We start from the raw sequence: 25,934 nt of genomic DNA on the forward strand, positions 1-25,934 counted from the left end.
CGTTCGCACTACACTTGCCGACCGTTTTGCGACGCAACCCGGACCACCTCTGTGTCGACGACCCTGCTCGAAGCGAACCTGCCCGGCCTCCACCTGCGCCACCGCGGCAAGGTCCGCGACGTGTTCGAGCTCGGCGAGGAGCGGCTGCTGATCGTCGCCACCGACCGCCTGAGCGCGTTCGACGTCGTGCTGCCCGACCCGATCCCCGGCAAGGGCGAGATGCTGTGCCAGATCAGCAACTTCTGGTTCGAACAGACCGCGGCGCTGATGCCCAATCACCTGACCGGCATCGACGTGGCCAGCGTGCTGCCCACCGGCGTCGATCCGGCGCTCTACGCACAGCGCGCGGTCGTGACGAAAAAGCTCAAGCCGGTGCCGGTCGAGGCGATCGCCCGCGGCTACCTGATCGGCAGCGGCTGGAAGGACTATCAGCGCACCGGCCGGGTCAGCGGCATCGCGCTGCCGGGCGGCCTGCGCCAGGCCGAACAGCTGCCGCAGCCGATCTTCACCCCGTCGACCAAGGCCGCAGTCGGCGACCACGACGAGAACATCGACTTCGACACGATGGTGCGCCACATCGGTGCCGATCTTGCCGAGCAGGTCCGCGACGCGACGCTGCGCCTGTACGCGCATGCCGCCGTCCACGCCGCCGAGCGCGGCATCATCCTGGCCGACACCAAGTTCGAGTTCGGCACCGATGCCGATGGCCGCCTGTATGTGATGGACGAGATGCTGACCCCGGACTCGTCGCGCTACTGGCCGGCGGACGAGTACCAGGTCGGCACCAGCCCGCCGAGCTACGACAAGCAGATCGTGCGCGATTATCTGGAAACGCTGGACTGGGACAAGACCGCGCCGGGTCCGCGCCTGCCGGCCGAGGTCATCGCGCGCACCCATGCGCGATATGCCGAGGCCCTGCAGCGGTTGGCAGACATCGCCTTCGACTGACGGCGCGCTATGCTCGATGCTTCTCCCAAGCGGAAGCGGAGAATCATGCGTGCCGATGTCCTGGCGGCCGGTTGGCTGCTCTCGCTCTGTGGCACAGCGGCCGCTGCTGCTGGCCCGGCCACCTCGTCGCCGCCACCGGATTTGAGCTGCAGCCATCTCGCCGACGCGGTCGCACGGCTGGCATGCTATGACCGAGCCTTCCCACCGGTCTTCGGCGCCGCCCCGGCGGAGGCCCTGCATGGCGAGGCCTTCGGTCTGCCACTGCCGCCTCGCGAGCGTGACTCGATGTCGGACCGGATCGAGGCGCGTGTGGTAGCGGTGGACGACCTCGGGGACCGACGAACGGTCGCCCTCGACAACGGCCAAGTCTGGACACTGACCGAAGTCACCGCACGCGGCCCGTTGACGCCGGGCGAAGCGGTGTCGATTAGAAGAGGTGCGATGGGCGGTTACATGCTGCGCACCCCGGCAGGCGTCTCGCTTCGCGCCCGCCGATTGCATTGACGTCGATGGGCTGAATCGCGCCGCGCTGAGCGCGCCGCAGGCAGCACCGACAGAGGCTTGATGCCCGAAAAGCCTCGAAGCAGGCGCTCATGCTGGATCCAACACCCGCGACGGCGGGCAACGAAGTCGTGCGCCTGCGTCGATCCGGGCGCCGTGCGGATGCCTCTCGATCGCCGATTCGACTCGACCCGCGTGCCGAAACAGCCATGCACTGATGCCAGGCGCTCAAGCGCCTGGCCCTGGCCTCATGGCCACAGCGCACGGGCCGGCCATGCCCAGCGCGGCCCGTACTGCGTCCACCCCATGTCTCGCCGCGTCCGTCGTCCGAGGGGGCGACGGCAGGCGTCTTGCCCGCCGCCGCCCCGGTCGACTAGAAACGGAAGCTCAGGCTGGTGAAGAAGAAGCGTCCCGCCTGGTCGTAGCCTCCGAGCGAATTGCCATTCAACACCAAGGTACCTCCGACCAGCGGCGGCTCCTTGTCGAACACGTTGTTGACGCCTACGGTCCACGTCGCGACGTCCCACAGCTCCACCGACCCGCTCAGATCGATGTAGTTGTAGCTGCCCACCCGGTTGCCACGATTGACCAGAAGCTTATCGGTGGTTCCCGGCGTCCCGTCGTTATTGACGTAGTCCAACCCCCCGACATAGCGCCAGCGCAGACCCACGCCATAGCGGTCGAACGCATACCGGGCGCTGGCCACATGGCGCCATTCGGGCGCATTGCAGGCCTCGTTGACCCGGCCGGCGCAGTCGTAGGCAGTGGACGCGTCCTCGGCGACCGGCTGCTTGGTCTGCTCCAGCAGGTAGGTACCCACCAGCGAGGTGGTCAGCCGCCCGGGGCCGACCGGCCAAGCGTAGGACGCCGTGAGATCGATACCGCTGAAGTCAAAACTGCCGAAATTGCCCAGGGTATCGACGACCAATCCCGAGCTTTCGGGATCGCTGCCCAACCACAGATCACCGGTCCTCGGATTGCGACGAACGAGCCCGCACATCTCGGACTGCCCACGCGCGCACAGGTCCAGAATGACCGAAGGTCCGATGCTCGTGATTGCGTCCTTGAGCTCGATCCGATAGTAATCGAGGCTCAAGTTCAGACCCTCGATAGGCGCTGCAGCAAACCCGATTGTCCATGTATCCGCGGTCTCAGGATCAAGATTGAGACTGCCGCCTCCAAGGAGGTTGTACTGGCCTGCGGGATTGTCCGGCACGAAACCGTACTGACTCGGCGCCACCCCGGTCAGCGCGCATTGTTCGGCGGTCCAGGTGGGCGCCGATCCTGCGCAGGGGTCCGATCCACCCCAAAGACCGATACTCTGGTTTTCGTAGAGCTCGGTGATGCCGGCAGCCCGGATCGCCCGATTCCAGCCCGTGCGCAACAGGAAGCGACCATCGGCGAACTTTGCGCCCAGGCCGGCCTTCCAGGTGTTCACGCCACCGGACGTGCTGTAGTCGGAGTAGCGATAGCCCAACTCCAGATCGAGGCCGTCGAGCGAACCTGCGTCCGAGAGCAAAGGCAACGCGCTTTCCAGAAAGAATTCGTCGACAGTCAGGTCGCCGGCCACCGCTGTGGTAGGCCCTCCGAGGCCGGTGAAGTTGTTGGTGGCCATATTGGAATCGGGCGTGCGTTCGTACGTTTCCTGCCGGCGCTCGTAGCCCAGCACCAAGCTGATCGGCTGATTCGCCCACGGTAGGCCGACCCCAAGGCTTCCGGACGCGTAGGCGTTGAAGACCTTCATTGAGGTCACGTAGTTGACGAGGCCGACGCCCTGAAGCGCTTCCGCCGCCTCCTTGGTAACCGCGTCCTGCCACACGTTGTAGAACGTGCAGCCGCTGAATGAGCCGGGCGGACAGCCGAGTAAAGCGGACCGTACGCGGTCGGTGACAAAGTCGTTGACGCTTTCGTCCTTCACCGAGCTTCGGTTGTAGGTAAACGATGCATCGTAGGTCCAGTCTTCGTTGATCGCGCCACCCAGGCCCGCGGTGATGCGATAGCTCGTCGTTTCCTGGTTGGTCGCTCGTGGACCACCCTCCACGTTGCGCTTGTTGACCAGCACGGTGATCGCATCATCGGTGATGCCCAGATCACTGCACAACGTGCCGATGATTCCGTTATCGCAAGCAACGTCGACATCCGTGTTGAATGTGCCGCTCGGCGCTATCTGAGTGGCGCTTCGACGGTTGACGAACATCGCTTCCAAGTATGGCTGCACGTGCTCGTTGATCTGGTACTTGATGCGTGTACCGGCCGTATACCGTGTATCCGGGCGCTGGTAGTAATTCACTGGCGCGTAGTTGTAGAGTGCCCCGAATCCGGGTGTCCAGACACTGTCCGGCCCGAGGTGGGCCTGGGTATTGCCTCCAGGAAGCGATGGCGCGAGCACGGTAAAGTTCGCTGGATCGGCACCGCTCGAACCACCGCAGGCCGTGCCCGCATCGTTCAAAGCGCAGGACGAGTAATCCCGGTCGCCCTGGAGCAGCGCCTTGTTCTCCCGCCAGGTCGCCCAGGCGATCGCATGACCGCCTTCGCCGAAGCGCCCACCAATCGACAGGTCGATGTTCTGCGAGATACCGTCGAACCCAGAGCCCCCGGTCGGATAGTCGTATCCCACCTTGTCCATGAGGCCACGCATGTAGTGGTTATCGTTCTTGTGCTGGAACGCCGAATACCCCACGTTGACGTTGACGCCCTCGAAATCGTCGTCGAGCACGAAATTGACCACGCCTGCGACCGCGTCGGAGCCGTAAACGGCGGATGCGCCTCCCGAAAGGACATCGACGCGACGCACAAGGGCCGAGGGAATGATGCTCAGATCCGGCGTCTCTCCCAGCCCCTTTGGAATGCGGCGACCGTTCACCAGCGACAAGGTGCGCTGCGCGCCAAGATCACGCAGTGACGCGGTCGCGTAGCCCTGAGACGGGTTGTTCTGGAAGTTGTCGAAGCCGCTCGTGAACCCCAGTTGCGGATACTGATTGACGAGGTCCTCGACTTTCGTCGCGCCGGTGTAGCGGAACTCCTCGGCTTGGATCTCGGCGACCGGGCTGGCGGCGGTCATCGTCTGGCTACGGATGCGCGTACCAGTCACGATCACCGCGTCCAGCGTGGCGGGGGAGGTGGCTGGAGCGGATGTGGTGTCTTGAGCGGTCGCTGACATGCTGGTTGCACAGCACACTGCACTTGCGAGCGCCACCGAAAGACGGTGGCGACGCGCGGAAACGGCGCGATTCGACATCTCGTTTATCCCCATTCGAGTGATACGTGGTCGGACGATGGAGCCCCCCCCGGTGCGTCCTTGACAGGCCCCTCGCGATTGGCGGCCCAATGCCGCCATTGCCGAAACTACCATCAATATTGCACTGGCAAGACAGTGCCTTTGCGCAATCTGGCGAATTATGACGCGCCGCACAATAATCAACGCAACGCTCTTGGTCGCGGTCAACGCGCTGGCCCCACGCGCTCGAACTTACGTTAAGCCGTGAATGCCAGATCTACTGTGTTTTGCGACGCCCAGGCCCTGCAGCGGTTGGCGGGCATCGTCGTCGACTAAAGGCGGACCGGCGCGCGCAGCGCGCCGGGCGCTGCGCCCCGATGAGGAAAGTGGTCCGGGGCCGTATGCGGCCTTCAGGAGCGCGCATGCCCATGCCATCGGGGCGGCACGACTCGACCGATCTAGGGAACCGACGCGCAGGCTGCCCCCATCCTGAGGTCAGAAGTCGGTGACGAAGGCCACCAGGCCGCTGATCACGGCGGCATAGCTGGTCGCGAGCATCGCGATCAGCAGCAAGCCCGCCCACAGCCGTGCCGGCCAGCCGCGTCCGCCGCGCCAGGTCTCGCGCAGGTTCCACACCGACGTTGCGACCCCGGCGGCGATCGCCACGACCGACAGCGCGCTCAGCGCCAGGACCCCACCATTGAGGCCGTCGTTGATCCGGAAGTAGTCGGCCATGAACCAGGCGATCAAGCCGATCCAGCCGACCCAGCTCACCAGCACCAGCCAGCTCGCGGCGCGGCTGGCCCGGTACGCGCGCACGGTGCGCGGCGGCCACGGCAGCGCTAGGCGATAGCGGCGCCGCACCAAGGCGCTCAGCGGCCAGGCCAATGCACTGAGCACCAGCACCGCGAACGACACGCCCAGCACCGGCACCAGCCACGCGCCCGAGCGATAGCCCTCGACGCGCTGGAACAGCATGAACGGCGAGATCGCATCGACCGAGAACGCGGTGACCTCGCCCGCCTCGACCACGGCGGCCAAGCGCTGCTTGCCATCCAGCGTGCGCCAGACGAATGGCGCCACCGGATAGAAGCGGCTCGGCTGGCCATCGGTGCCGGAGAACATCGGGAATCCGACCGAACCGTCGCCGTGGTCCACGAGCTGGACCTGCTGGAGCTGCATCAGACGCATGAAGCCCGACTCGCTGCGGCGCGAATTCAAGTAATGGCCCGCGGCGAGCAGCCGTGCCTGCGCCTTCGCAGTCTCGAGATCGACCTGGACCGGCTGCGGCGGCTGTGCGGGGAAGTAACGGTCGGCGAAGCCTTCGAGCAGTTCGCTGCGGATCACGCCGGTCGCGCCATCGGCGCCGGTGCTGTTGACCGACACGAAGACACCGACGCCCTGGTCGCGGAACAGATACAGATACGAGTGGAAGAAGATCGTGTCGCCGCCGTGTCCGAGCACCCGCTGCCCGTTGAGGTCGATCTCGTAGAAGCCCAGCGCCATGGTCCGCAGCGGCGACACGAAGCGAGTCTGCGGCGTGTACATCTGCGCCGCGGTCGCGGCCTTGAGCAACGGAGAATCGCGGCCGGCCGCGGTCTCCAGGTGCGCGATCATGAAGCGCGCCATGTCGCTGCCGGTGGCCGCCAGGGCGCCAGCCGGCGCCGACGGCACGACTTCGTAACCGCCGGGTTCGTCCGAAGCCAGTTTGTAGCCGCGCGACATCAGCCCCGCCAGTTCGTCCGGCAGCGGCTGGCGGAAGCTCGAACGGGTCATCCGCAACGGCTGCAGGACATGCCGCTCGATGTAGTCGTCGAACGACTCGCCACTGACCCGCGCGACGATGTAGCCCGCCAGGCTGGTCGCGTAATTGGAGTACGCCGGCACCGAGCCAGGCTCGAAGATCTGGCCGGGCACCCAGGCCTTGAGGTAGGCACCAAGCTCGGTCTTGCCCGCGCGCGCCTGCGCCTCGGTGGTCATCAGGTTCTTGACCCGCTCCTCCAGCCCGGAAGTGTGGGTCATCAGGTGGCGCAGCGTGATCGGCGTTCCGCGCGTCGGCACCCGGAAGTCGAGGTAATCGTTGATGTCGGCATCCAGATCCAGGCGCCCGGCCTCGACCTGCTGCATCACCGCCGTCCAGGTCAACAGCTTGGAGACCGAGCCGGGTCGGAACAGCGTGGCATCCGGATCCACGGGCTGGCGCTTGGCGACATCGGCGTAGCCGTAACCGCGCTTGGCGATGATCTCGCCATCCTTGACCACAGTGACCACACCGCCGGCGATGTTCCCACGCGCCAGCGCGTAGGGCATGAACCCGTCGAGCCAGGCCGTCACGTCGGTCCCGGTCAGGGCCTGGGCCCCGTCGGCGGCTGGGGGCGTGTCGACAGCCGCCCTCGACTCGGGGACCGCCGTCGGGGGGACTGGCGCAGGCCCCGTCTGGGCGAACGCGGAGGTGCACAGCAGCACGCAGGCCAGCAACGATCGCACACGCAACGAACCGGGCATCGGAGGCACCTCGACGGGACGGACGCGAGACAGCCCACCGACTCTCTCGCCCTGAACCGGCCAAGTCAAGCCTGATCGGAAAATGTTTTCGATTTCCGGCGCGGAGTGCCCGATCGGGAGAATGCGACTGCAGGTGCCAGGCGGACACCCGTACATCGCACTGGAGGACGGCATCGGCGCACCGCATTCTGCGAAGATGATCCCGCACCACGGCATTCGGGAGCCACGATGGACACGACACACGGTGACGAGGGCCTGCGCCCGATCGAGCACTGGTTCGCGCATTACTCGGCCGATCACCGCAACGCCGCCAACCAGCGGATCCATGTCGTCGCCGTCCCGGCGATTCTGTGGAGCGTGGTGGCCCTGCTGTGGTGTCTGCCGCCAGGCCCGTTCTTCCGCCACGGCGCCTGGGCCGCCCTGGCGATGTTCGGTGCCTGGCTGTTCTACCAACGCGTGTCGCGCCCGCTGGGTCTGGGCATGCTCGCACTCTTCGTGGCGATGGCCGCGGGCACCGCCTGGCTGCATCGCACACTCGGCACGCAGGGACTGCTGGCGCTGGGCGCAGCGGTGTTCGTCGTGGCATGGATCGCCCAGTTCATCGGCCACAGCCGGTGGTTCGAGGCCCGCAAACCGAGCTTCCTGACCGACCTGCGCTATCTGCTGATCGGGCCGGCGTGGGTGCTGGCCAAGCTGTATCGGCGGCTCGGCTGGCGGTACTGAGAGCGGCCGCTCAGTCCGGGAACATCGACGCGTCGGGCAGGAACGGCCGCGGCGCGTAGCCGAACGCGGCCTGCGCCGGGCCGGGATCGAACACCAGATCCTCGCGCATCCGCGCCACCGCACCTGCCGGCAACCCCTGCAACTGGCCGGCACGATGCGCCAGCCGCAGCGCCACCCCGAACAACGGCGCGGGCAGTAACAACAACCGCGGCCGTGGTACGAGGACGGCCAACGTGCGCGCGACCATGTCGCGGTAGCGCAACGTCTCGCCGCCGGGCAAGGCGTAGGCCTGGCCGGCGGCGGACGACGCATCGACCGCAGCCAGCGCCGCGGCCGCCAAATCGTCGGCATGCACGGGCTGGCGCAGGCCATGCGCATCGGACGGCAGCACGAAGAGGCCGCGACGGCGCGCGAGCGCGACCACCCGCCCCAGGTTGTGCGCGCTGCCAGGCCCATAGATCAAGGTTGGGCGCAACAGCGTCGCGGCCGCCCCCCGATCTCCGGCAGCGGCGAACAATCGCGCGCCGGCTTCGCGCAGGCGTGCGGCCAGCGCGCGCTCGTCGGGGTCGGCCGCGGCCTGCTTGGTCGCATCGCTGGTCGATCCGAACGCCACCACGCGCGGGCAGTCGGGTGCGACAGCCGCGTACCAGGCCGAGAAGTGGTCCAGCGGTCCGCAGCTGAAGATGGCATCGAAGCGTCCGGTCAACGCCGGCATCGCCTGAAAGCCGCCCAAGTGCCAGCGCAGGTCCGGTTGTGGTGGACGGGCCTCGCGGGAGACCGCGTCGACCGACCAGCCAGTGGCAATGAGTCGCACCACCAGCGCGCGCCCGATCGCGCCACTGCCGCCGAACACCAGCGCACGCCTGTTCATGTCCGCCCGCCCTGAAGAGGCGATCGGCGCCGGGAGGACGCGAACGGCACGGAGCATGCTGACATCCTCACAGCATAGCCGGCAAAATCCACGAACTGTTCGCGCGTATCGGTTAGACTGCTCGGCCCTTGCGCGCTCCGCCGGCTTTCTGGCCGACCGCCTCCACAAGGAGTCCGATGCTCGAACTGTTGTTGGCCCTGCCCTTCGTGCTGGCGCTCGTCGTCGCCCTCTCGGCGCACGCGTCGCGTCGCACCACCGCCTGGCTCGCCGGCTCTGTGCCGTTGCTGGGACTGGCGATATTGGCGGCAGCGGCCGGCGACGTGTTCGACGGCACGATCCTGCGCACCGGATACGCATGGATCCCCGAGGCCGGGCTCGACTTCAGCCTGCGCATGGACGGGCTGGCCTGGACGTTTGCGCTGATGGTGCTGGGCATCGGCGGTCTGGTGGTGCTCTACGGCGCCTACTATCTGTCGCTCAAGGACAGCCCGCGACGCTTCTTCACCTACCTGCTGCTGTTCATGGGCGCGATGCTGGGCATGGTCCTGGCCGGCAACCTGCTGCTGCTGGCGGTGTTCTGGGAACTGACCTCGATCAGCTCGTTCCTGCTCATCGGGTTCTGGTCGCATCGCCAGGACGCCCGCCAGGGCGCGCGCATGGCGCTGACGATCACCGGCCTGGGCGGTCTGGCGCTGCTGGGCGGCGTGCTGCTGATCGGGCGCATCGTCGGCAGCTACGACCTCGATGCGGTGCTCGCCGCCGGCGACACGATCCGTGCCAGCCACCTCTACCCGGCGGCGCTGGCCCTGGTGCTGCTGGGCGTGTTCACCAAGAGCGCGCAGTTCCCGTTCCATTTTTGGCTGCCGCAGGCGATGGCTGCGCCCACGCCGGTGTCGGCCTATCTGCACTCGGCGACGATGGTCAAAGCGGGTGTGTTCCTGCTCGCGCGGCTGCACCCCGCGCTGGCGGGCACCGACCTGTTCTTTTACGTCGTCACTGGCGTCGGCGCGACGACGCTGCTGGTCGGCGCCTGGTTCGCGATCTTCCAGCACGACCTCAAGGGGCTGCTGGCCTACTCGACGATCTCGCACCTGGGCCTGATCACATTGCTGTTCGGCCTGTCGACCGACATGGCCGTGGTCGCCGGGCTGTTCCACATCCTCAACCACGCCATGTTCAAGGCCTCGCTGTTCATGGCGGCGGGCATCATCGACCACGAGGCCGGGACCCGCGACATGCGCCGGCTCGGCAACCTGCGGCGCTTGATGCCGATGACCAGCGCGCTGGCGATCGTCGCGTCATTGGCGATGGCCGGCATTCCGTTGCTCAACGGCTTCCTGTCCAAGGAGATGTTCTTCGCCGAGGCACTGGAGATCGGCGGCCACGGCACGATGCGGTTGGTCATCAGCGTCGCGGCGCTGCTCGCCGGCGTGTTCGGCATCGCCTACAGCCTGCGCTTCGTCCACGACACGTTCTTCGGCAACGGGCCGCGCGCGCTGGACGTGGTGCCGCACGAGCCGCCGCGCTGGATGCGTATCCCGGTCGGCGTGCTGGCCGTGCTGTGCGTCGTGGTCGGCATCGTGCCGGCACTGACGGTGCAGCCGCTGCTGCGCACGATGGTCGCCGGCACGCTCGGCGATGCCGCGCCTGCGTTCAGTCTTGCGGTCTGGCACGGGGTGAACCTGCCGCTGCTGATGAGCGTGGCCAGCCTGGTGCTGGGCGTGGCGCTGTACTTCGGCCTGCGCCGGCTGCTCGACTTCCATGCGGTGGTCACCCGGTCGATCGGCCGCCACGTGTTCCACGTCAACATCGAACGGCTGTTCTCGCTGGCGCGCGCGTTCACCGCCCGCGTGGCCAATGGCCGGCTGCAGCGCAGCCTGCTGGGCCTGCTGCTGGTCGCGTTGCTGCTCGCCGGCTGGCCGCTCGTCGGCGAAATCGGCGCGATCGTGTCCGCCGCGCCCGGCTCGCAGACCATGCCTCCGATCGGCTGGATCCTGTGGGCGCTGCTGGTGGCCGCGTCGATCGGCACGGTGCTGGTGCATGGCAAGCGGCTGACCGCGCTGATCGTCATCGGTGCGGTGGGCCTGGCCGTGAGCCTGATGTTCGTCTATCTCTCGGCGCCGGATCTGGCGCTGACCCAGTTGCTGGTGGAGATGGTCACCATTGCGCTGATGATGATGGCGCTCAATTACCTGCCCAAGCAGTCGAAGGTCGCGCGCACGCCCCTGCGCAAGGTACGCGACGTCGCGATCTCGCTGGTCGCCGGCGGCGGACTGGCGACGCTGGCCTACGCGATGATGATGGCGCCGGTGGACACGATCTCTGGCGAGTTGCTGGTGCGCTCGCTACCCGAGGCCTACGGACGCAATGTCGTCAACGTGATCCTGGTCGACTTCCGCGGCTTCGACACCTTCGGCGAGATCACCGTATTCGGCACCGCGGCACTGGTGGTGCATGCCCTGCTGCGCTGGGCGCGGCTGCAGCCCGACGAGGTGATGCCCGGCCCGCCGGTGCATCTGCCCATCGCGGCCGACCTCACCCAGTTGCTGTTCCCGCTGGCGCTCACGGTCTCGATCTATCTGTTCCTGCGCGGGCACAACGCCCCAGGCGGCGGGTTCATCGCCGGCCTGGTGTTCGCGGTGCCGGTGCTGGTGAAGTACGTCCTGCAGGGCGCGCGTGCGGTCGAGGCCACCTTCGGCTTCGACTACCTGCGCGGCATCGGCATCGGCCTGCTGCTGGCGGTGATCGGCGGCGTGGGCTCATGGTGGTTCGGATTGCCGTTCCTCACCAGCGGCCATATCGATGTGACGTTGCCGGTCGTGGGCATGCTGCCCCTGGCGAGCGCGCTGGTGTTCGACACCGGCGTCTACGTCGTGGTGTTCGCCGGCACGCTGCTGATGCTCTCGACGATGGGCACGGTCAAGCAACGCCAGGCCGGCGAGGAGACGCCCTGATGGAATTTGCGATCGCCAGCGCCATCGGCGTGCTTGCCGCCTCGGGCGTGTACCTGCTGCTGCGCGCACGCACGTTCGACGTCATCCTCGGACTGACGTTGCTCTCGTACGCCACCAACCTGTTGATCTTCTCGTCCGGCCGCATCGTGGTCGGCAAGCCGCCGGTGCTCGGCGACGGTATTCCCGAAACGCTGGCCAGCTACACCGATCCACTGCCGCAGGCGCTGGTGCTGACCGCGATCGTGATCGCGTTCGCGATGACCGCTGTAACCGTGGTCATCGCGATGCGCGAGCATTCGGACCTGCGCACCGACCATGTCGACGGCGAAGAACCCGACAGCGAGCAGCGCGGAGGTGGGCGATGAACCACATCGCGATCGCGCCGATCCTGGTGCCGCTGATCACCGGCGCCTTGCTGTTGCTGCTCGAGCGCCGACATCGCGCCTCGACACTGCGGCTGTGGGCGTGGCTGGGCATGGCAGTGCTGCTGGCGGTCAGCATCGCGCTGCTGCTGCAGGTCCAGCGCGAAGAGATGCTGGTCTACCTGCTCGGCGACTGGCCTGCGCGACTGGGCATCGCGCTGATGGTCGATCGCCTCTCGGCGATGATGGTGATGACCACCACGTTGCTTGCCATCCCGTGCCTGCTCTACGCCTGCGCCGGGTGGGACAAGCGCGCGCTGCACTTCCATGCCTTGTTCCAGGTCCAACTCGCGGGCCTCAACGGCTCGTTCCTGACCGGCGACCTGTTCAACCTGTTCGTGTTCTTCGAGGTGATGCTGATCGCCTCCTACGGCCTGCTGCTGAGCGGCGCGCGCGGTGCGCGGATCAAGGCCGGCATGCACTACGTGGTGTTCAACATCGCGGCATCGACCGTGTTTCTGCTCGCGCTCGGACTGCTCTACGGCCTGCTGGGGACGTTGAACATGGCCGAGATGGCAGTCCGCGTGGCACAGGTGCCGCCTGAGACCGCGCCACTGGTGCGCGCTGGCGCCGGCCTGCTGCTACTGGTGTTCTGCGCCAAGGCCGCGCTGCTGCCGCTGTACCTGTGGTTGCCGGAGGCCTACGCGCGGGCACCGGCAGCGGTGGCGGCGCTGTTCACCATCATGACCAAGGTGGGGCTGTACGCGATCCTGCGCGTGTTCACGCTGGTGTTCGGCGCCGATGCCGGCCTGCTGGCCGACCTCGCTTGGCCATGGCTGTTGCCGGCCGGCGCGGCAACGATGGTCCTGGCCGCGCTCGGCGTGGTCGGCGCGCCACGACTGCGCATCGGCGTGGCGTATCTGGTGCTCTTGTCGGCGGGCATGCTGTTCGTCGCATTCGCGCTCGCCAACCGTGGCGCCATCTCCGCCGGTTTGTATTACCTGCCGCACAGCGTGTTCGTGACCGCGGCGCTGTTCCTGCTGGCCGACATCATCCAGCGCCACCGTGGCAGCACCGGCGACTATCTGATGCCGATCGCCTCGATGCCTGGCAAGACCGTGCCGGCGCTGCTGTTCCTGGTCGCGGCGATCTCGGTCACCGGCCTGCCGCCGTTGTCGGGCTTCATCGGCAAGCTGCAATTGCTCAACTCGGTCCCCGAATCGGTCATCGGCTGGGTCTGGGCCGCGATCCTGGGCAGCAGCCTGATGGCAATCATCGGTCTGTCGCGCAGTGGCACTCGGTTGTTCTGGCGTGTCGATCCGGCGCCCGAGGGGACCGCTGCGATGCCCCTGCGCCGGACCGAGATCGCCGCGACCACGTTGCTGCTGGCCTACGGTGTTGCGATGACCGTCTTCGCAGGTCCATTGCTGCGCTACACCGAGGCGACCGCCGACCAGTTGCTCGACACCAGCGCGACCATCGAACGCGTCGGCGGAACCACGCCGTTGATCCGGGAGCCCTCGCGATGAAGCGCCGTTTGCTGCCGTCGATCCCGCAAAGTCTGACCGTCTTTCTGTTCTGGCTGTTGATGGCTGAGGACTTCAGCCCGGCCAACATCGTCATGGCGCTGCTGCTGGCTTGGCTGATGCCGCTGCTGGCCTCGCGGATGGAACGCGAGTTCGCCCAACTCGGCAGATTGCGCGGCGTCTGGGCCCTGGCCGCGCGCGTGTTGTGGGACATCGTGGTCGCCAACATGACTGTGGCCCGGCAGGTGCTCGGCCCTCGCGACAAGCTCAACTCCCAGTTCGTCTGGCTGCCGCTGGACCTGACCAACATCCACGGCATCTCCGCGCTCACCAGCCTGATCACGCTGACGCCCGGAACCGTGTCCGCGGAACTGTCGGAAGACCGCCGGTTTCTGTTGATCCACTGCCTGAGCACCAACGATCCCGAGGCGCTGGTCGCCGAGATCAAGGACCGCTACGAGGCCCCGCTGCGGGAGATCTTCCCATGAACGGCAATCCCCTGATCGAGCTGGCCATCATCGCCGGCATGCATCTGGTCGGCATCGCGATGCTGCTGTCGGCCTGGCGTCTGCTGCGCGGGCCCACCGCGCCCGATCGCATCCTCGCGCTCGACACGCTTTACGTCAGCTCAATTGCCCAGCTCATCCTGTTCGGCATGCTGATGGACACCGAGATCTATTTCGAAGCGGCGCTGATCATCGCGATGCTTGGCTTCGTCGGGACCGTGGTGCTCAGCAAGTACGTGATCCGCCGGGACGTCGTGGAATGAACATCGTCCTCGACCTCGTCATCGCGCTGTTGCTGCTGGTGGGTTGCTTCTTCACCTTGCTCGGTGCGATCGCACTGCTCAAGCTGCGCGACTTCTTTCAGCGCGTCCACGGGCCGGCCAAGGCCAGCACGCTGGGCGTGGGCTGCATCCTGTTCGCCTCGATCCTCTACCATTCGGTCAACGAGAGCGGCGTCCACCCGCGCGAACTGCTGATCACCGTGTTCCTGTTCCTGACCGCACCGATCAGCGCGCACTTGATGTCGCGCGCCGCGCTGTCGCTGATGGACAACCGGCCACCGCACCCCGAGCGCACGCCGGATGCGAACCAGCGCGTGGTCGACGACGACGATCCAGCGCCGCCCGAGCGCGACTGAGCCTCCGTCAGCCGCGCCTTTGGGCGAGGGACGCGGCTTCAGCCGCAGCCTTCGAGGTAGTCGATCTGCGGCGGCACACCAATGCGCCATTCGGTGACCTTGCCGGCTGCATCGGTCTCGAACACCAGGGCCTTGTCGCCTTCGGCGACACGCAATGTCTGCGCGCCCTCCACGTACTTGTGCGGCGAGGCTTCGACGCGTCCGTTGTACAGGCGCACGATCTCGGCCCGATCCATGCCGACCTTGCCGCCGCCCGGGGCGGTGTAGCCCGCGTTGCGGACATCGATCCGGACGAAGCGATCGCCCTCCATCATGAAGCCGAGCCGGTAATCGGTCGTGCCGATCGGCTGCGGCTTGAGGATGTAGCAGCCGCCCGGCTCCGAAGGCGCCGCGTCGCCGAGGTCATTGCCCCAGGACATGCGCACCTCCTCTTCAGTGCTGCCGAACGCCGCCGGTCCGAAGCCGTCGAACGTGATCACCCCATCGACCACCTGCGGGATGTTGGTGCCCGTCGCCTGCGTGGGGGCCGACGGCGCGTCGGTGCCTGCGGACGGCATCGGCGGCGAGCCTGCAGGCGCAGGATCGGCAGCCTGCGGCGTCTGGGCATCGGCCTGGGGGCCCGAGGCTGGCGTTGGCGAGCGGTCGCCGCAGGCGGACAGCGCGAGTGCCAGCAAGGCGACGGCAGGCAGGGTCTGCTTCATGGGTCACTCCACGGAAAAAGACCGCGCCAGCGTCCGCGAGCCCGCGTGAATGGGCTGCGAACTGTGCGGCTGCCGCGGCCGAAGGACACCGGCTTGACCCCATTGTTGCCGCCGCTTGCTGCCCGCCCATCCACCGCCGTGGCGGGCGTGATGTCCTGCGCTAACGCGGTGGGACGAACCGACGCTCCAGGCCCGCCCAGACCGTCTGGTAGTCCGCCTGCCGATGCGCGGCTTCGAGCGCCTGCATGGTCGGCCGCAGCACACCACGGGTCTCGAACATGAAGGCCATCGTGTCGGCGATCACGTCGGGCCTGGAGAGATCGGCAGCGCTGGCCTTGTCGAACGTGGCCGCGTCCGGCCCGTGGCCGCTCATGCAGTTGTGCAGCGAACAGGCACCGGGTGAGAAGCCGTCGGCCTTGGCGTCGTACTGCCCGTGCACCAGACCCATGAATTCGCTGGCGACGTTGCGGTGGAACCACGGCGGCCGGAACGTATGCTGGGCCACCAGCCAGCGCGGCGGGAAGATCGCGAAATCGAGATTGGCCGTGCCGGGGGTGTCGCTGGGCGAGGTGAGCACGGTGAAGATGCTCGGGTCCGGGTGGTCGAAACTGATCGAGCCGATCGTGTTGAACCGGCGCAGATCGTACTTGTACGGCGCGTAGTTGCCGTGCCAGCCGACGACGTCGAGCGGCGAGTGCCCGATCGGCGCCTGCCACAGATGGCCCTGGAACTTGGCGATCAGCGAGAAGTCGCCCTCAAGCTCCTCGTAGCGCGCGACCGGGGTCAGAAAATCGCGCGGGTTGGCCAGGCCATTGGCCCCGATCGGGCCGAGGTCGGGCAGGCGCAGCGCACGCCCCTGGTTCTCGCACACGTAACCACGACTCGCCCCGTCAGGCAGTTCGACGCGGAAGCGGATGCCGCGCGGGATCACCGCGATCTCCTGCGGCTCGACCTCGAGCGTGCCGAGCTCGGTCGCCACCACCAGCCGGCCCAACTGCGGTACCAGCAACAACTCGCCGTCGGCGCTGTAGAAGAAGCGGTCGGTCATCGATGCGTTGGCCGCGTAGACGTGGATGCCCACGCCGTCGTAGGCGCCGGCGCCGCCGCTGCCGCCCATCGAGAACAGACCATCGACGAAATCGACCGGCGTCTCGGGCAATGGGATCGGGCTCCAACGCAGTTGTTCCGGCGTCACCGGACCGCGATCGAAACCGTCGTGGAAGCGCGGCTGCGCGAACGGCACGAAGCGCCCGTGCAGCACTGCCGGGCGGATGCGGTACAGCCAACTGCGTCGGTTCTCGCCGCGCGGCGCGGTGAACGCAGTGCCCGACAGCTGCTCGGCATAAAGCCCGTGCGCGACCCGCTGCGGCGAGTTCTGGCCGACCGGCAGCGTGCCGGGTTCGGCCTGGGTCGCGAACTCATTGCCGAATCCGGACATGTAGTCGGACACAGGGCGCGGCTGCGCCGCTGCCTGCGGCATCGGGATGATCGTGTCGTCGATCGTTGCGTTCATCGCTTCACCTGGAGGATCGTTGCCATCACCGCGCAGCACGGGCATGGCGTCAAGTCGCGCACACCCGTCGTCGGCGTTCGGCCGTCATGCGATGCCGTGCGCCGACGCCCGCCGTGCGCCAGCGCCCGGCGTCACAGCACGCCGCGCTTCATCTGGTCGCGCTCGATGCTCTCGAACAGCGCCTGGAAGTTGCCCTCGCCGAAGCCCTCGTTGCCCTTGCGCTGGATGATCTCGAAGAAGATCGGACCGAACGCGTTCTCGGTAAAGATCTGCAGCAGCTTGCGCTGCTTGGTCTCGGGATCGGCGTCGATCAGGATCTTGTTGCGGCGCAGCCGCGGCACATCCTCACCGTGGTCGGGAATGCGCTGGTCGATCACGTCGAAATAGGTGTCGGGCGTGTCGAGGAAGGTGATGCCGTGCTCGCGCATCTTCTCGATCGAGCTGTAGATGTCGTCGGTGAAGCAGGCGATGTGCTGGATGCCCTCGCCCTTGTACGCATCGAGGTACTCGTTGATCTGCGACTTCGGATCGCTCGACTCGTTGAGCGGGATGCGCACGATGCCGTCAGGCGCGGTCATCGCCTTGGACACCAGGCCGGTCTTGCTGCCCTTGATGTCGAAGTAACGGATCTCGCGGAAGTTGAACAGCTTCTCGTAGTAATCCGACCACTTCTGCATGTTGCCGAAGTAGAGGTTGTGCGTGAGATGGTCGATGAAGGTCAGCCCGAACCCGGTCGGATTCTGGTCGGCGCCCTCGACCGGCACATAGTCGTCCCCGTAGATCGAACCGGCGGCGCCGTAGCGATCGACCAGATAGAGCATGCAGTCGCCGATGCCCTTGACGACCGGCGCATCGACCGCCTTGGTGGATTCGCGCGCGCCCACCGCCTCGCCGCCGTTCTCGAGCACACGTCCATAGACCTCGTCGGCCGGCCGCTTGAAACGGATCGCGAAGCCGCAGGCCGACGGGCCGTGGGCCTTGGCGAAATCGGCGGCGAACGAATCGGGGTCGGCGTTGAGCAGGAAGTTCACCCCGCCCTGGCGGTACACCGTGATCGGCCGCGACGTGTGCTCGAGCACCGCGGTGAAGCCCATGTTGCGGAAGTACGCGTGCATGGCATCGGCCTGGCCTTCGGGGGCTGCGAACTCGACGAATTCGAAGCCGTCGATGCCCATCGGATTCTCGAACGTGGTGACGTCCATGCCCAGGTTGGGGGCGGTGTGTGCGTGGGCGCTCATGGGATACTCCGTGGCGTGACGATGGCTTGGATGCCCGTTTATAGTTTCAACTGCAACCACTTGCAAGGCGCACCGCACCATGACGCAGTCGGTTACCTCCGTCGCTGGCGACGGGCAGGCCCTCCAGAGCCATGAACACGCCACCCTCGACCTCGAGACGTTCCTGCCCTATCGGCTCAGCGTGCTGACCAACCACATCAGCCGCGGCCTGGCGGACATCTATTCCGAGCGTTTCGGCATCAGCGTGACCGAGTGGCGGGTGATCGCGGTGCTTGGCCGCGACCGCGGCCTGTCAGCGAACGAAGTCGCCGAACGCACCGCGATGGACAAGGTCGCCGTCAGCCGCGCGGTCGCGCGGCTGCTCGAACGCGAATTGCTGCTGCGCGGCATGCACGACAGCGACCGCCGGCGCTCGGTGCTCGCGCTCAGCCCCGCCGGCGAAGCGGTCTACGACGTCGTGGCCCCGCTCGCGCTGGAGTACCAGCAGCGGGTGATGGCCCCGCTCGATGCCGACGAGCGCGCGACGCTGCTGCGGCTGATGGACAAACTCGAGGCTGCGCTGGCCAGCTGATCGCCGGCGCGCAAACGAAAACGGCGGCCCGAAGGCCGCCGTTCGCTATCCGGTTCGAACGATCACTTCACGCCGTGCATCAGCCGGTTGACCAACGGCGCGATCACGAACAGCAGCACCCCGGCACCGGCGAGCGCCCAGAAGCCGAAGGTGTAGCCGGCCTGCGCCGAGGCGGCGGTCATGCCGCTTTCGCCGCTGACCTGGCCGGCGAAGATGCCCGCCAGGTTGTTGCCGATCGCGACCGACAGGAACCAGCAGCCCATCGCCATGCCAGCCACGCGCGAGGGCGCCAGCTTGGTCGTCATCGACAACCCGATCGGCGACAGGCACAGCTCGCCGATCGACTGGATCACATACACCGCAAACAGCGTCCAGAACGGGATCTTGCCGTTGCCGTCGACCATGCTGTTGAGCGCGATCATCAGCAGCAGGAACGCCAGGCCGTTGAAGATCAGGCCTAGACCGAACTTGCGCGGGATCGACGGATTGGCGCGGCCCATCTTGACCCACATCCAGGCCATGATCGGCGCGAAGGTGATGATGGCGATCGAGTTCACCGACTGGAACCACTCCAGCGGGAAGGTCCAGCTGCCGAATTCGCGATTGACGATGCGATCGGCGAGGAAGGTGAACGAGCTGCCGGCCTGCTCAAAGAACATCCAGAACAACACGTTGAACACGAAGATGATCAGCATCGCGATCACCTTGTCGCGCGCCACCTTGCCCTCGCGGATGCCTTCGACCAGCAGCATCACCGCCGGCACCACGAACAGGGCCATCAGGATCGCCTGCAGCGCGCTCGCATCGATGGTGAGCAGGAAGTAGAACAGCGGGACGCCGATGGCGGCGCCGAGCAGCGCGACCAGGCCGACGCGGCCGAGGCCTTCGTGACCCGGATCCGGAAGACCGATGCCCTTGAGCTGACTGCGGCCGGCCCAGAACCACACCAGGCTGATCACCATGCCGATGCCGGCGGCGATGAACACCCACTGGTAGTGGGGGTCGGTGTCGGTGCCAAACACTTTGCGCGCCAGCCAGCCGGTGACCACCGGCGCAATCATCGCGCCGATGTTGATGCCCATGTAGAAGATCGTGAAGCCCGCATCGCGACGCGCGTCGCCCTGCATGTACAGCTTGCCGACCATGGTCGAGATAATCGGCTTGAACAGGCCGTTGCCGACGATGATCGTCGCCAGGCCCAGCTTGAACAGCGGCTCGCTCGGCGAGGCCAGCATGAACAGGCCCAGCGCCATGAACATCGCGCCGAGCAGGATCGAGCGCTGGAAGCCGATCAGCTTGTCGGCAACATAGCCACCGAAGATCGCGCCCGCATAGACCAGCGCAAGGTACGCGCCGTACATCTCGCTCGCCGGCCGCTCGCCGGCCGCATCGCCGCCGTGGAACTGCGCGACGATGTACAGCACCATCGCCCAGCGGATGCCGTAGAACGCGAAGCGTTCCCAGAACTCCGACATGAAGAGCATCCACAGCGGGCGTGGATGGCCAAGCACCTGGGAGAACTCGGGCGGATTGACGGGCGGCGGCGGTACGGCCGCGACTTTGGGCTCGACGACGTCGGCGCTCATGGAGATCCTTGCATAAAGGGAAGCTGGGACGACCCGGACGATCACGACCGCCGGGAAGCGGCGAGAATCCCAGCCCGGAGCCCGGGCGTCAACGTGGCGTCAACGCCGCCCGACCCACTCCGCGCGACCCGCCCCCTGTTCAGCCAGCCGGATAGATGTAGCTCGCGCCCAACCCCAGCGGGATGTCCAACGCCCAGAACGCCAGCAGGAGCGACGTCCACAGCACCGACAGGGCGATCGAATACGGAATCATGATCGACACCAGCGTGCCGATGCCGGCCGCGGTCACGTAGCGCTGGCAGAACACCACGATCAGCGGGAAATACGGCATCAACGGGGTCAGGATCGTCGTCATCGAGTCGCCGACGCGGTACGCGGCCTGGGTCAGGTCCGGCGACACGCCAAGCTGCATCATCAGCGGCACCATGATCGGCGCCAGCAAGGCCCATTTGGCCGAGGCCGAACCGATGAACAGGTTGACCACACCGGTCATCAGGATCAGGCCCAGAATCGTCAACCACATCGGCAACCCGAGCGCCTTGAGAAAGTCCGCGCCCTCCACCGCCATCAACGTACCCAGCCCCGAGCCATTGAACGCGGCCAGGAACTGCGCGATGAAGAACGCGATGACGATGTAGTAGCCCATGCCGCTCATCGACTTGGTCATCGCCGCGATGACATCGCGGTGCGAGCGGACCGTGCCGGCGACGGCGCCGTAGACCACGCCCGGCAGCAGGAACAGCACGAAGATCAACGCGACGATCGACTGCATCACCGGCGCGGCCGCGACCAACAGCGGATGGCTGCCCTCGGGCACGGCCTCTGCCGGCGCGCGCCACGGCGAGGCCTCGGGCATCAGCGTCAGCGCGAACACCAGGCACGCGACGAGCATCGCGACCACGGCCCAGATCAGGCCACGCTTCTCGGCCGCGCGCAGCGGGTCCATCTTCGGCAGGTTGGCCGGGTCGCCGTCCACGACCGTGCGCGCCAGTCGCGGTTCGACGATGCGGTCGGTGACGAACCAGCCGATCGCGATGATCAGCAGACTCGAGGCAGTGGTGAAGATCCAGTTGTTGAGCGGGTTGATCGTCAACGCCTGGTCGAGGATGCGGCCCGCTTCCTGGGTGAAACCGGCCAGCAGCGGATCCAGCGACGAGGGCACCAGCAGCGTCGCCGAGAATCCACCCGACACGCCACAGAATGCGGCGGCGATTCCGGCGAGCGGATGGCGCCCGGCGGCGTAGAAGATCACCCCGCCCAGCGGGATCACCAGCACGTAGCCGGCATCGACCGCGACGTGGCTCAGCACCGCGACCGCGACCAGCGCCGGCGTCAGCAGCATCTTCGGCGTCACCGACAGCACGCTGCGCAGTGCCGCATTGATGAAGCCGGTGTGTTCGGCCACGCCCAGCCCCAGCATCGCGACCAGCACCACGCCCAATGGCGCGAAGCCCAGGAACACCCGCACCATGTTGGCCATGAACGCGGTCAGCGACTCGCCCGAGAGCTGGTTGACGATTTGGATCGGCGTGCCGCTGCGCGGATCGATCGCGGCGAAGTCCACGCCCGACAACGCCCACGACAACCCCCACACCGCGAGCATCAACAGCAGAAACAGCATGGCCGGATCCGGCAGCCGGTTGCCGGTGCGTTCGATCGCGTCGAGAAGACGGGCGACGGTGCCGCGCGGTGCACCGGTATCGGACGTAGGCTGGCTCATGCGATGGAATCCCCTGCAAAGCGTGCGATCGCGCATCCTAGCAGCACGTCGCAGCCCCACGGCGTCGGGCCGCCTGCGTCCACCGGCGCCCGTTTCCCGGCGCCCGGCCATCGCACCGGCCGGACGCCTGCATGACGCGGTGCCGTCAGCGCACGATGCTGGCGCGCACGCTGACCCGCTCGAACGCGCGCTCGCCGGCCACGCGCAGGTACCAACGGCCCGCGGCCGGCGCCATCACCTGGATCAGTTCGTTGTTGCCCGGCCGGCGCGAGCGCAGGTCGAAGTCGTCCGGCGTCGGAACTGCGGCATGCGACGCGTACAACGACACATCGCCGCTACCGCCCGACGTCAGCACGCGCAGGGAACGCGCGCCTTCGGGCACATCGATGCGGAACAACCGCGACGCGCCCGCCGCGCCCGAGAGACCCTGGACCGGCACGCCATCGGTCAACGGCAGCGCCGGATCGGCGAGTACCGCGACCGATGCGCGGGCACTGTTGTCGCCCTCGTCCGGATCGTGGGTCTGCGAGGTCGCAGCGACGGTCAGCACCAGCGTCCGGCCGATGGCCGAGGCCGGCGCGGTCGCGGACAGCGCGAATGCCGCTTCGCCCGCAACCGCGAGCGCATCGTGATTGCACGACAGTGTCGTCGTGCCGCCACCGACGACCGGCGCCTCGCAGTCCCAACCCGCCGGCGCGGTGACCACGAGGTCCGCGAGTTCGGCATCGATGACCGCACCGAAGCCGGGGAACTGCGCGGGATCAGGGCCGGCGTTGCGCAGCACGGCCGAGAACGCCAGGGGCGCACCCTCGAAGACGTCGGCATTCGCCGCCTCGGCCTCGATGCCGAGGTCGGCCAGCGCCGCCGGCTGCAGCCGCAGCAGCAGCACCGTGGGGTCGTGATCCGACAGCCGGGTCGGCGTGGTCGCATCGTTACGCGCGACCTCGGGAAAGTCGGCGTTGATGCGCGCATGGCTGATATCGAGGCCGGCGACCAGCGGCGAATCGACGACCGCCTGGTTCACCAGCACATGGTCGAGCGACTGCGCCTGGTAGTCGAAGACGAAGGAGTAGCGCGCCTCGTCGCCCGCCTCCAGCGTCATGTTCAGCAGCGACGGCGCCACCAGCACCGCCCCATCGCCATCGACCGCGGTCTGCGCATCCGGGGACGGCAGACCCGTCGTCGTGCCCATCGCATCGACGTAGCCGTCGTTGAACTCGAAAGCATTGAAATCGCCGAGCACGACAATGTGCCGACCCGCATCGGCCCGCTGCATGTCGTCGATCAGCGTGGCCAGGAATTCGGCCTGGCGCTGACGCTTGGCACGCACCCGCGCGCCACCGCTGATCCAGCCATTGCTGCCGCCGTCGTCGGCCTCGATGCCGCTGAGTGAGCGCTGATGGACGACGATCGCGGTGAACGGGAACCGGCGACCGTCGGCGAAATGCGCCACCGCATCGAGCACCAGCGGCGGCCGATCGTTGAGCACGCTGGTCGAGCCGTTGGGGTTCGCCAGCACCGCCTCGGCGCCCTGCTGCACGACCGAGCGCACTTCGATCCGCGCGATGCCCGGCGCGACCGCGCCGGCCCGCACCAGGAAGCCAACATCGATGCCACCGACGTCGAAGCCCTCCTGCAGATAGGCGACGTAGCCCGGATCGGGCTGGCCCGCGGCCATGGCATCGGCATTGATGCGCGCGGCCAGCCTCTGCAGCACGCCGAGGTTCTCGACCTCGGTCACGCCGACGACATCGGGCACATGCAGGAAGGCGCGGATGCCGACCGACGCCTTGGCCAGCCGCCGTTCCAGCGCCGCAGCGGTCAGCGTCGGGCCGCTGTTGCCGTCGTTGACGGTGTCGAAGAAGCGCTGCAGGTTGTAGGTCGCCAGACTCACATGGTCGGGGCCCGGCAGCGCCGCCGGACGCACCTCGCCGGCCCCACTGCAGTCGGTGTCGAGCGCGCCCTCGGGATAGATCGTGTAGCGCCGGAACGTGTAATCGAGCGGGCCGGTCAGCGAGCCGCCGACGATCCGGCAGCCGGCCGCAAGGTCGGCCGACGGCGCACCGATCGTGGCGCTGTTGACGACGATCGTCTCGGGATTGAAGTCCCAGCGCGGGATCGCCGGCGCGCTACTGCCCAAGGGGTCGGGATCGGGCACTTGGATGCCCGGCTCGCGGAACGGGCGCGGGGTCCCGGTCACCACGACCGCGAAGCGACCGTTGCCGGTCGCGCTCGCGGCGCGCTCGTCGATGTTGCCGCCGGTCGGCGCCACGACGGTGAAGCTCGGCGCGGTCACGCGCATGCCCTCCAGCGGCTCGAGCTGGTCGAGACCGCCGTCGGCATGCGGCAGTTCGACGGTCAGCACGACCGGCGCCGGCAGCGCATGGCCGCTGGACAGCGCCACGACCGAGGCATCGGTGATCTCGGTCAGCGGGAGTTGGCGCGGGTCGGCGGCCGGCACGTATTCGATGACCGTGCCCTGCACCAGCACCTTGTTGCCGACCGCGGCATCGGCGGGCGGCACGCTGCCAGTGAACACGAACACGCCTTCCGAGGTCATCGGGTCGCCATCGTCCTCGCCGTCGGGCGTCTGGATGAAGAAGCCGTTGTTCTTGCGGCCGGTGACGATACCGGTCGTGGCGACCGGCTGGTTCTCGACCGGCGAGCGGGCACCCGGCCCTTGGATGTGGTGGATCGGCAGCGTCAACACGTCATCGTTGACGATCAGCCCAGTCCCGCGCGTCTTGGCGACGAGCGCGCCCTCGACATCGGCCAGGTCCACGTGGAAATCCTCGTCGGGCTCGACGCGCTCGTCGCCGACCACATCGACGTGAATCGTCAGCTCGCGCTGGCCGGGCGCGAAGCTGCCTGTCCCGGACTTGGCGATGTAGTCCTGGTCGGCCACGGTCGCGCTGCCATCGGTGGTCGCATACGCGAAGCGCACCCCATCCGGTCCCGCCGGCTGATTGAGGCTGACGGTGAAGAAGAACGGCGTCGTGCCGCTGTCGCCCTCGGCGCCGCGGCTATCGCCGATGCTCAGGTACAGCGCCCCGCCTCCGCCGCAGACATTCGGCACCGAGGCGGCGTTGCGCGGCGCCGGTGCGGCGGCGGAGAAGTCGGCGGCGTTGTCGTCGCTGTCGGTGCAACCGCCGCCGGCACGCACGGCGGCCAGCGCATTGCCCAGCGCCGGGGCCGGCCCGGTGCCCTCGAAGAAATTGGCGCCGCCGAAGCCGACCAGGTCGAGGATCAGCGCCTGCTGCGCCGGGGTGCAGGGCGTGCTGCCGCCGTTGCAGCCCAGCCCGGCTGCGGTGTCGGCCAGCACCACCTTGCCCGCGCTGCCCGACATATTGATCGTGCCGCTCGCATCGGGCGCCGGCAGTGGGTCGCCGTTCGCGCCGCCCGCCAGTGCGACGAGGAAGTAGCCGCCAGCGGGGATGTCGACGCTTGGCAGCACCACGATCTGGTTGGCACCGGCGCCGAAATGGCCGTTGCCGGTCGCACTCGCGTACTGCACCGACTTGCCGGCGAGCGAGGCGGGCTGGTCGCCGGCGTTGAACAGCTCGACGTAGTCGGCCTGGTACGGGGCGCCAGCGTTACCGCCTCCACCGTAGATCTGGCTGACCACTACCTGGGCCTGCGCGCCCGTGGCTGCGCAGGACAGCAACAGCGCCGGCAACAGCCGGCGGACGGTCTCGTTCATGCGTCGGTTCCCCTGGCATCCCCGGGCGAAGGCGCCCCTGGACGGAGTGTGGACGGGGCCGATGTCGTTTGCATGACGCTGTGCGGCAATTGCCGACGACCCGGGTCACGGGCACCGGTCGCCGGGCGCAGGCAGCACCACGTCCTGCGCTACGC

General features: G+C 67.5%; 19 protein-coding genes. 10 read left to right on the top strand and 9 right to left on the bottom strand.

Annotated elements, in window-relative coordinates; genetic code table 11:
* Positions 1-51 precede the first annotated feature (51 nt).
* Positions 52-948, top strand: a complete 897-nt coding sequence (locus tag ABE505_RS01815) for a phosphoribosylaminoimidazolesuccinocarboxamide synthase (RefSeq protein WP_346441718.1) — start codon at positions 52-54, stop codon at positions 946-948.
* A 45-nt stretch (positions 949-993) separates the two neighbouring features.
* Positions 994-1,452 (top strand): hypothetical protein, encoded by a 459-nt coding sequence (locus ABE505_RS01820; protein ID WP_346441719.1) that lies wholly within the window; start codon positions 994-996, stop codon positions 1,450-1,452.
* A gap of 370 nt (positions 1,453-1,822) precedes the next feature.
* Here ABE505_RS01820 and ABE505_RS01825 read toward each other — a convergent pair whose 3' ends face one another.
* Both ABE505_RS01825 and ABE505_RS01830 read right to left on the bottom strand, forming a co-directional pair.
* The gene (locus ABE505_RS01825) at positions 1,823-4,687 is read right to left on the bottom strand and encodes a TonB-dependent receptor plug domain-containing protein (RefSeq protein WP_346441720.1); all 2,865 of its coding nucleotides are present in this window, start codon (positions 4,685-4,687) and stop codon (positions 1,823-1,825) included.
* Between the two features lie 474 nt (positions 4,688-5,161).
* Positions 5,162-7,171, bottom strand: a complete 2,010-nt coding sequence (locus ABE505_RS01830; protein WP_346441721.1) for a serine hydrolase — start codon at positions 7,169-7,171, stop codon at positions 5,162-5,164.
* A gap of 228 nt (positions 7,172-7,399) precedes the next feature.
* On the opposite strand from ABE505_RS01830, the gene ABE505_RS01835 reads away from it, so the two are divergent.
* Positions 7,400-7,894 carry an Mpo1-like protein gene (locus tag ABE505_RS01835; RefSeq protein ID WP_346441722.1) on the top strand — a complete coding sequence of 165 codons (495 nt, stop codon included), beginning with the start codon at positions 7,400-7,402 and terminating at the stop codon, positions 7,892-7,894.
* A gap of 10 nt (positions 7,895-7,904) precedes the next feature.
* Here the strand turns inward: ABE505_RS01835 and ABE505_RS01840 are convergent, their stop codons facing one another.
* A complete protein-coding gene (locus tag ABE505_RS01840; protein ID WP_346441723.1) occupies positions 7,905-8,765 on the bottom strand; it encodes an NAD-dependent epimerase/dehydratase family protein in 861 nt (286 codons plus the stop codon).
* A gap of 176 nt (positions 8,766-8,941) precedes the next feature.
* Here ABE505_RS01840 and ABE505_RS01845 point away from each other — a divergent pair, with 176 nt between their 5' ends.
* Genes ABE505_RS01845 through ABE505_RS01870 form a run of 6 tightly spaced genes read left to right on the top strand, consistent with a single transcriptional unit; the run spans position 8,942 to position 14,750 of the window.
* Complete coding sequence (locus ABE505_RS01845) at positions 8,942-11,719, top strand: monovalent cation/H+ antiporter subunit A (protein ID WP_346441724.1); 2,778 nt, start codon at positions 8,942-8,944, stop codon at positions 11,717-11,719.
* On the top strand, positions 11,719-12,084 hold the full coding sequence (locus tag ABE505_RS01850) for a Na+/H+ antiporter subunit C (RefSeq protein ID WP_346441725.1): 366 nt from the start codon (positions 11,719-11,721) through the stop codon (positions 12,082-12,084). The genes ABE505_RS01845 and ABE505_RS01850 overlap by 1 nt, the downstream gene beginning before the upstream one ends.
* A complete protein-coding gene (locus tag ABE505_RS01855) occupies positions 12,081-13,610 on the top strand; it encodes a monovalent cation/H+ antiporter subunit D (RefSeq protein WP_346441726.1) in 1,530 nt (509 codons plus the stop codon). Before ABE505_RS01850 ends, ABE505_RS01855 begins: the two co-directional genes overlap by 4 nt.
* Positions 13,607-14,095 carry a Na+/H+ antiporter subunit E gene (locus ABE505_RS01860; protein WP_346441727.1) on the top strand — a complete coding sequence of 163 codons (489 nt, stop codon included), beginning with the start codon at positions 13,607-13,609 and terminating at the stop codon, positions 14,093-14,095. Before ABE505_RS01855 ends, ABE505_RS01860 begins: the two co-directional genes overlap by 4 nt.
* A complete protein-coding gene (locus tag ABE505_RS01865) occupies positions 14,092-14,376 on the top strand; it encodes a K+/H+ antiporter subunit F (RefSeq protein ID WP_346441728.1) in 285 nt (94 codons plus the stop codon). Before ABE505_RS01860 ends, ABE505_RS01865 begins: the two co-directional genes overlap by 4 nt.
* Positions 14,373-14,750 (top strand): Na+/H+ antiporter subunit G, encoded by a 378-nt coding sequence (locus tag ABE505_RS01870; RefSeq protein WP_346441729.1) that lies wholly within the window; start codon positions 14,373-14,375, stop codon positions 14,748-14,750. Before ABE505_RS01865 ends, ABE505_RS01870 begins: the two co-directional genes overlap by 4 nt.
* 38 nt (positions 14,751-14,788) lie before the next feature.
* Here the strand turns inward: ABE505_RS01870 and ABE505_RS01875 are convergent, their stop codons facing one another.
* The 3 genes from ABE505_RS01875 to hppD all read right to left on the bottom strand — a co-directional run bounded on the left by ABE505_RS01875 (position 14,789) and on the right by hppD (position 18,202).
* Positions 14,789-15,451, bottom strand: a complete 663-nt coding sequence (locus ABE505_RS01875; RefSeq protein ID WP_346441730.1) for a lectin — start codon at positions 15,449-15,451, stop codon at positions 14,789-14,791.
* A gap of 160 nt (positions 15,452-15,611) precedes the next feature.
* Positions 15,612-16,931 carry a homogentisate 1,2-dioxygenase gene (hmgA, locus tag ABE505_RS01880; protein ID WP_346441882.1) on the bottom strand — a complete coding sequence of 440 codons (1,320 nt, stop codon included), beginning with the start codon at positions 16,929-16,931 and terminating at the stop codon, positions 15,612-15,614.
* Positions 16,932-17,095: 164 nt separating this feature from the next.
* A complete protein-coding gene (gene hppD, locus ABE505_RS01885) occupies positions 17,096-18,202 on the bottom strand; it encodes a 4-hydroxyphenylpyruvate dioxygenase (RefSeq protein WP_346441731.1) in 1,107 nt (368 codons plus the stop codon).
* 79 nt (positions 18,203-18,281) lie between these two features.
* On the opposite strand from hppD, the gene ABE505_RS01890 reads away from it, so the two are divergent.
* Complete coding sequence (locus tag ABE505_RS01890; protein ID WP_346441732.1) at positions 18,282-18,773, top strand: MarR family winged helix-turn-helix transcriptional regulator; 492 nt, start codon at positions 18,282-18,284, stop codon at positions 18,771-18,773.
* A 62-nt stretch (positions 18,774-18,835) separates the two neighbouring features.
* Here ABE505_RS01890 and ABE505_RS01895 read toward each other — a convergent pair whose 3' ends face one another.
* The 3 genes from ABE505_RS01895 to ABE505_RS01905 form a co-directional block, all read right to left on the bottom strand.
* A complete protein-coding gene (locus ABE505_RS01895; protein ID WP_346441733.1) occupies positions 18,836-20,359 on the bottom strand; it encodes a peptide MFS transporter in 1,524 nt (507 codons plus the stop codon).
* 139 nt (positions 20,360-20,498) lie between these two features.
* Positions 20,499-22,079 carry an AbgT family transporter gene (locus ABE505_RS01900; protein ID WP_346441734.1) on the bottom strand — a complete coding sequence of 527 codons (1,581 nt, stop codon included), beginning with the start codon at positions 22,077-22,079 and terminating at the stop codon, positions 20,499-20,501.
* A 145-nt stretch (positions 22,080-22,224) separates the two neighbouring features.
* On the bottom strand, positions 22,225-25,779 hold the full coding sequence (locus ABE505_RS01905; protein WP_346441735.1) for a pre-peptidase C-terminal domain-containing protein: 3,555 nt from the start codon (positions 25,777-25,779) through the stop codon (positions 22,225-22,227).
* Positions 25,780-25,934 lie beyond the last annotated feature (155 nt).

It is taken from the genome of Luteimonas sp. TWI382 (genome assembly GCF_039674545.1).
Taxonomy (GTDB): Bacteria; Pseudomonadota; Gammaproteobacteria; order Xanthomonadales; family Xanthomonadaceae; genus Luteimonas.